This window comes from Streptococcus suis (genome assembly GCF_046032535.1).
Taxonomy (GTDB): domain Bacteria; phylum Bacillota; class Bacilli; order Lactobacillales; family Streptococcaceae; genus Streptococcus; species Streptococcus suis_AK.
Genome location: NZ_JARQPL010000063.1, coordinates 1 through 5,921, shown reverse-complemented (window position 1 = coordinate 5,921; position 5,921 = coordinate 1). Strand labels below are relative to the sequence as shown.

Here is a 5,921-nt window from a genome sequence, read left to right as displayed (position 1 = left end):
TTCCCCTTTTATTTTTAGTGTAACATAAAAACTAACCCACCACAAAATGTGATAGGTTAGTTAACTTAATGACATTGGGCATCTGCCCAGCCTCTTTTTACATGTAGCTTGTCTATTAAATTTTTAAGTAGCGGTTCATGGAAATGACTGATCCCAAGGAACCAATAATAATACCAATTACAAAAAGTGCGCCAATCATTCCTGGAACAAAGACATTCATACTAATCAGAGACAAATCTTGACTAGCAAGACTAGCATTTACTGAAGTATAGATCATCTTATAAAGAGAATAGACTAAAACAGAAGGCAAAATAGCTCCGAGGAGACCTACCCAGGCACCTTCCCAGAGGAATGGCCCACGGATATAACTGTTTTTAGCACCAACCAGACGCATAATCTGAATTTCACGGCTACGAGAAATAATGGTAATCCGAATAGTATTGGAAATCAAGAAAACAGCAGTAAACAGCAATAAGCCAGTTGCTGCCAATCCCCATGTACGAACTAGATTAGCTAATTTAAAAATACGTTCCGTTTCAACTTCCCCATCGCGTACCTCTGTAACACCATCAATTTTAGCAATCTCTGTTGCAACAGTTTTTACATACTGCGGTTCAGTCGTATCAATGATATAAGCATCGTAAAGTGGATTGGCATCTCCTTGGAATAGGTTCCAAGTATCTCCCAAGGTAGCTGTTAATTTCTGCAACTGTTCATCCTTACTTGAATAAGTAACAGATTGTACATTTTCTAAGGCTGTAATCTGATTGTACACCTTTTGATAATCTGGATTAGCTACCGTCTCTCCTGCTTCGTTCACAATCGTCTCAGCTTGATCAGTTGAGTTCGCTCTCAAGTATACATTGATACGTACATTCTGTTCCAAATCCGAAGCGAGCTTTGCTGTGTTCAAAATAACTGAAGCAAATAGACCAACCAAGGTAAGGGTAATGGCTACAGATGAAATGGCTGCAATTGTCATCCAACCATTTCGCTTCAAACTCTTCAATGATTCAATAAAGTGTCTAAAAAATCGATTACTCATCGTATCCATATTCTCCTTCCGCTTCATCACGTACTACACGACCATCTTCAATCGCAATAACACGGTGACGAAGTGTATTTACAATCTGACTATTGTGTGTCGCCATCAAAATCGTTGTCCCCTGTAAGTTAATTCGCTCCAATAGGTTCATGATTTCCCAAGAGTTTTCAGGGTCCAAGTTACCCGTTGGTTCATCAGCAATCAATACTTTAGGATTATTTACAATGGCACGGGCAATAGCAATCCGCTGTTGCTCACCACCTGAAAGTTCATTTGGGAAAGAGCGAATCTTGTGTTTCAAACCAACCAAATCTAAAACTTCCATTACACGTTTCTTGATATTCCGTGGTTTTTCACCGATAACTTCCATCGCATAAGCAATATTTTCAAAGACAGTCTTTTTAGGTAAGAGTTTATAGTCTTGGAAAACCACTCCTACACTACGACGTAGAAGAGGAACATCTCTCTTTTTAATTTTTGCAAGGTCAAATTTACCAACCTTTAGACTCCCCTTATCGAGCTTTTCCTCCCGATACAAGAGTTTGATAAAGGTTGACTTACCTGCACCAGAAGGACCTACAATGTAGGCAAATTCTCCCGCTTCAACATTGACTGATACTCCGCGAAGGGCAGTCGTTCCGTTTCCATATTTCTTGGAAACGTCTTTCATTTCTATTATTCCCATAGGATTTCCTGTCTTAGACAGTCCTTTCTTTAGATTTGAGAACGTTTTTTTCAAAATACAGTCCGTATTCTCTCAAAAAACTTCCTTGATGAGCGAAAAACTATCTCTTATTTACAAGCACTTCACTTGTAGATACAGGTTCTTAGCTAATTCGCCATTTTAAATAAGCATCTATAAAGCCGTCCAAGTCTCCGTCCATAACCTTATCGACTTGAGCCACCTCATAACCAGTACGGTGGTCTTTTACCATTGTATAAGGTGTAAAGACATAAGAACGAATCTGACTTCCCCAAGTGATCTCTTTCTTGTCACCCTTGAGTGAGTCTACTTCTGCCGCTTTCTTCTCCTGCTCCAATTGATACAATTTAGCTTGCAAGAGTTTCATAGCCCGATCTCGGTTGCCATACTGAGTACGGTCAACAGTTGACTGAGTCACAATACCTGTCGGAATGTGCGTCAATCGAACACCCGTTGAGACCTTGTTGACGTTCTGTCCACCAGCACCTCCTGAACGGAAGGTATCCATCTTCACTTCATCATCTCTGATTTCAATTTCAATGGTATCGTCCAACTCAGGCATTACCTCTACAGATGTAAAGGAAGTATGACGACGCTTAGCTGAGTCAAAAGGTGAGATGCGCACCAAACGATGAACACCCATTTCAGACTTGAGCAAACCATAAGCATTTGGACCTGTAAAGCTTAGAGTCACGGACTTAATACCTGCCTCATCACCAGCTTGATAATCCAATGTTTCTACTGTAAAACCTTTGGCATTTCCATAACGCTGATACATCCGCAGGAGCATTTCTCCCCAGTCTTGTGCCTCGGTACCACCCGAACCTGGATGGATTTCCAAGATAGCGTTATTGTGATCATAGGGTTCTGACAAGAGCAAGGTCATTTCGTAAGCAGTCATGGTTTTGTCCAAATCTGCTAACTTTTCAACCAACTCATCCCGAACAGACTCATCTTCTGCTAGAAAATCTAGCAAAATTTCGGATTCATCATATAAATCCAACATCTGATGGAAATTTCCGTAGGTGTTTTTTAATTCATTCAACTCCTGAGACGTCTTCTGTGCTGCCAAATTATCATTCCAGAAATCTGGCTCCGTCATCTTGTTCTCAAGAATGGCAATCTCTTCTTCCAGACCTTCTAAGTCAAAGAGACCCCCTAAAAGAAGTTAATTTTTTGCCAAGTTCTTCAATCTTTTGGCGAATTTCTGCTGTATCCATATACACCTCATTTTTATTCATAATATTTATTATATCACATTTGCAAGTCCTTGACCATGTTGAGAAAGGCCGTTTGCTCTGCTATGACATCATCATTGTCTGATGAAATACCTGCGATAAAGGAAACCATCTCATCATTTGGCTGTTTGACCAATTGCCCCAAGGCCCAGATAGCCGTTGCCATGTGGACCGGATTTTGTTTCTTATCGATGATTTCTAAGAGTTTGGGAATGGCAGAGCGGTCATTGCTATTAGCTAAGGCAATGATGGCATTGCGCTGGAGAATATTTTTCCCCCGCCAAGAACCAGCAATCAGACCGAATTTTTCCTTGAACTGTCCATTTGACAAGTCCAAGAATGGAATCAGCTCAGGCTCAGCCAATTCTGGGTCAATCTCCACCACAGGTGGACTGGAAATTCCCTTGTTGTAAGGACAACAAATCTGGCAAATATCACAACCATAGATGACCGTCTTGATTTTCTTACGAAACTCCAAGTCCATCATGCCCTTATCCTGGGTCTGAAAAGACAGACAACGACGGGCATTCATGGTCGTATCCCCTAATAGACAAGACGTCGGACAGGCTGCAACACAACGATTACAGTCCCCACAGTCATAGTCGACTGGCTGATCTGGTTCGATTTCTAGATTGGTCACCAGTTCCCCTAAAAACATATAGGAACCAAATTCCTTAGAAATAACCAATCCATTTTTCCCGATAAAGCCAATTCCTGCTCTTCTAGCAACGGCAGTATCTACCAAGGCTCCCGTGTCTACCATGCCCTTGTATTCCAAGCCATCCGTCAGTTTCTCAATTCCCCGTGCCAAACGCTCCATCTTATCTTGCAAGATATAGTGGTAATCAAGCCCCCATGAACTAGGGGAAATCTTCCCACGTTTGTATTGGGTCTTCTGCGGTTTGACAGGCAAATGTCGAGGGTAAGCTACCGCGATAGAAATGATGGTTTTGGCAGATTCTAACGACAGTTTGGGACGGATACGTTCTTCAATATTCTTGTGTTCAAATCCTGACGAACGCCCCTCTTCCTGACTAGCACGAAGTGATTTCTCCAAATAAGCAAAATCATCAGCCGTTGTAAAACCAATCTTCGAGATTCCGATTTCCTGAGATAATTTAATAATCTCTTCTTTGATATTCATTACATTCATTTTAGCAAACTTTGGATATATTTAGCAAGACCTACAAAGCTAAATAAGTTATTAATATAACAAAAAACGTTAGCGCAAAACAAAAAATATTCATACGAACATAGGCCTTCTCCCGCCAAATACTGGTCAAGACATACATGATATTAATGCCGATTGCTCCCCCTAAGCCGTTAGCCAGTAAATCAGTTATATCTGCAACCCCAAGTAAAAGAAGATATTGCAGAACCTCAAAACAGAGACTCACTAACATAATCAAACATAGATTAGCCACCCACGATGCCTTGCGAAATAGCATTTCCATATAAATACCAAAGGGAATAAAACTTACAATATTAAATAGAATTTCTGGAAAATCCAGCACTCCATCATAGACTGCTGTTCCTGCAAATGGAATTAAGTTTATACTAGCATAACCATAACGTCCATATACGATGCTCAAGTCCATCTTAAAGACAATCATCCAAGTAAGTAAAAGGAGATAGGCAAAAAATAAAAACATACTCATTTTCTTTGTCTGCATAGAAATTCTCCTCTCAACTAGCATATTTTATCATTATATCATAAATGCTGTTCTATAAAATGTCACTTCTGTGACAAAGCTCGTTCCATATTACAAGTACTTTACAGCCTACTAAAAACAGAAAAGGAAGACACTACCAAGCCTCCCCTTATTCCTAAAATTTATTACTAAAATATATTATTAAAATATCTGATTGCTCTGCTGAAAAGCCTTATATTGATGGATTTGCAGCATCAAACGCTCAAAGTTCGCTTCCTTACATGCTCGCATGATTAAGAAGCAATCAATAAACTTCCACAAATAAAGTCCAAAAAATAACAAGAACCCAATCAAGATAAATAGCGTAACAAAAGATACTGCAAAAGCAATCAGCTTGGCAAATCCCAATTCTTTATTCCCGACATAAAAACGGTCGACACCAAATTCACCGAAGAAAATAGCCAAAATAAGAGCGACAAGAGGTTGACGCATCTCAACCATCATAAGAACGTTTAAAGCCTCATCATCTAAATCTTCTAGTTCTTTTTGCAGAATGAATAACTTATCAGATGGCAAATAACTGCTTTTACTTAAAATATAATTCTGAAGGATAATTCATATAAACTCCTACCTCTTCAAAATTATAGCAGTTTCTTATTCTTCAAGCAAGCCTGCAGGGGAAAACAACAGCAGAAACCGTTTACATATTTTTCTTTTTTTGCTATAATGAAACTAGATTACGAGGAGGTTCATATGAGAGTTATTATTCATTATCCAAAGCCTATCAAACAACTATCCTCCCAAAAACTTCCACTCCTGGTAGATGGAAAAATTGCTGGGACAGTTACTCAAGGTAAAATTCTAAGCTTACCAGTTACACAACCATCTGTTACACTAAGCGTGCGAGGAGATAAAAAATCAGCCATTCCAGTTAAAGACGGCGATAGGGTCCAAATAGTAGAAAATAGCAGATACTTCACTCTCTACTATTTCAGCTTGGCTATCATACCAATCGCCTTACTGTTTAACTTACCAACTCTTGTCAAAACCATCCTCCTCATACTAGCACTAGCCATTACTTTATTGGGACAAGAAATCTTCCCAAAATACATTATCAGTACAGAAAAAAGCTCAGACCACTAAATCTGAGCTTTTTCAAATGATATAGTCTTTAGTTTGCTTTTAGTACAAGGCAACGAGGCGCAGGAGGCTGGGCAAAAAGTCCAAAGCCACTTCTCAGAGTTCGTGTCAACATCTCAGCGCAGTGGTTGATTGGCAGATTT

Annotated in this window: 7 protein-coding genes; 1 reads left to right on the top strand and 6 read right to left on the bottom strand. The window is 39.6% G+C overall.

From position 1 onward, the window contains the following. Positions 1–115: 115 nt before the first annotated feature. The 6 genes from ftsX to P7J58_RS11100 form a co-directional block, all read right to left on the bottom strand. Positions 116–1,045, bottom strand: a complete 930-nt coding sequence (gene ftsX, locus P7J58_RS11125; RefSeq protein WP_004298742.1) for a permease-like cell division protein FtsX — start codon at positions 1,043–1,045, stop codon at positions 116–118. Next, positions 1,038–1,730: a cell division ATP-binding protein FtsE gene (ftsE, locus tag P7J58_RS11120; protein WP_002936190.1), complete on the bottom strand. Its 693-nt coding sequence runs from the start codon at positions 1,728–1,730 to the stop codon at positions 1,038–1,040. The genes ftsX and ftsE overlap by 8 nt, the downstream gene beginning before the upstream one ends. 142 nt (positions 1,731–1,872) lie before the next feature. Then, positions 1,873–2,968, bottom strand: a protein-coding gene (prfB, locus tag P7J58_RS11115; RefSeq protein ID WP_105130359.1) for a peptide chain release factor 2 whose coding sequence is annotated in 2 segments (ribosomal slippage) — positions 1,873–2,895 and positions 2,897–2,968 — 1,095 coding nt in all. Because the reading frame shifts where the segments join, the coding sequence is not laid out codon by codon here. 34 nt (positions 2,969–3,002) lie between these two features. Continuing rightward, entirely contained in the window at positions 3,003–4,130 is a 1,128-nt protein-coding gene (gene queG / locus P7J58_RS11110) for a tRNA epoxyqueuosine(34) reductase QueG (RefSeq protein WP_408556352.1), read from the bottom strand. 40 nt (positions 4,131–4,170) lie between these two features. Beyond that, positions 4,171–4,659: a VanZ family protein gene (locus P7J58_RS11105; protein ID WP_029173954.1), complete on the bottom strand. Its 489-nt coding sequence runs from the start codon at positions 4,657–4,659 to the stop codon at positions 4,171–4,173. A gap of 180 nt (positions 4,660–4,839) precedes the next feature. Continuing rightward, complete coding sequence (locus P7J58_RS11100; protein ID WP_408556354.1) at positions 4,840–5,253, bottom strand: TM2 domain-containing protein; 414 nt, start codon at positions 5,251–5,253, stop codon at positions 4,840–4,842. 138 nt (positions 5,254–5,391) lie between these two features. Here P7J58_RS11100 and P7J58_RS11095 point away from each other — a divergent pair, with 138 nt between their 5' ends. Then, positions 5,392–5,781, top strand: coding sequence for a hypothetical protein (locus P7J58_RS11095; RefSeq protein WP_408556353.1), 390 nt, complete (start codon positions 5,392–5,394; stop codon positions 5,779–5,781). The last annotated feature ends 140 nt before the right edge of the window (positions 5,782–5,921 follow it).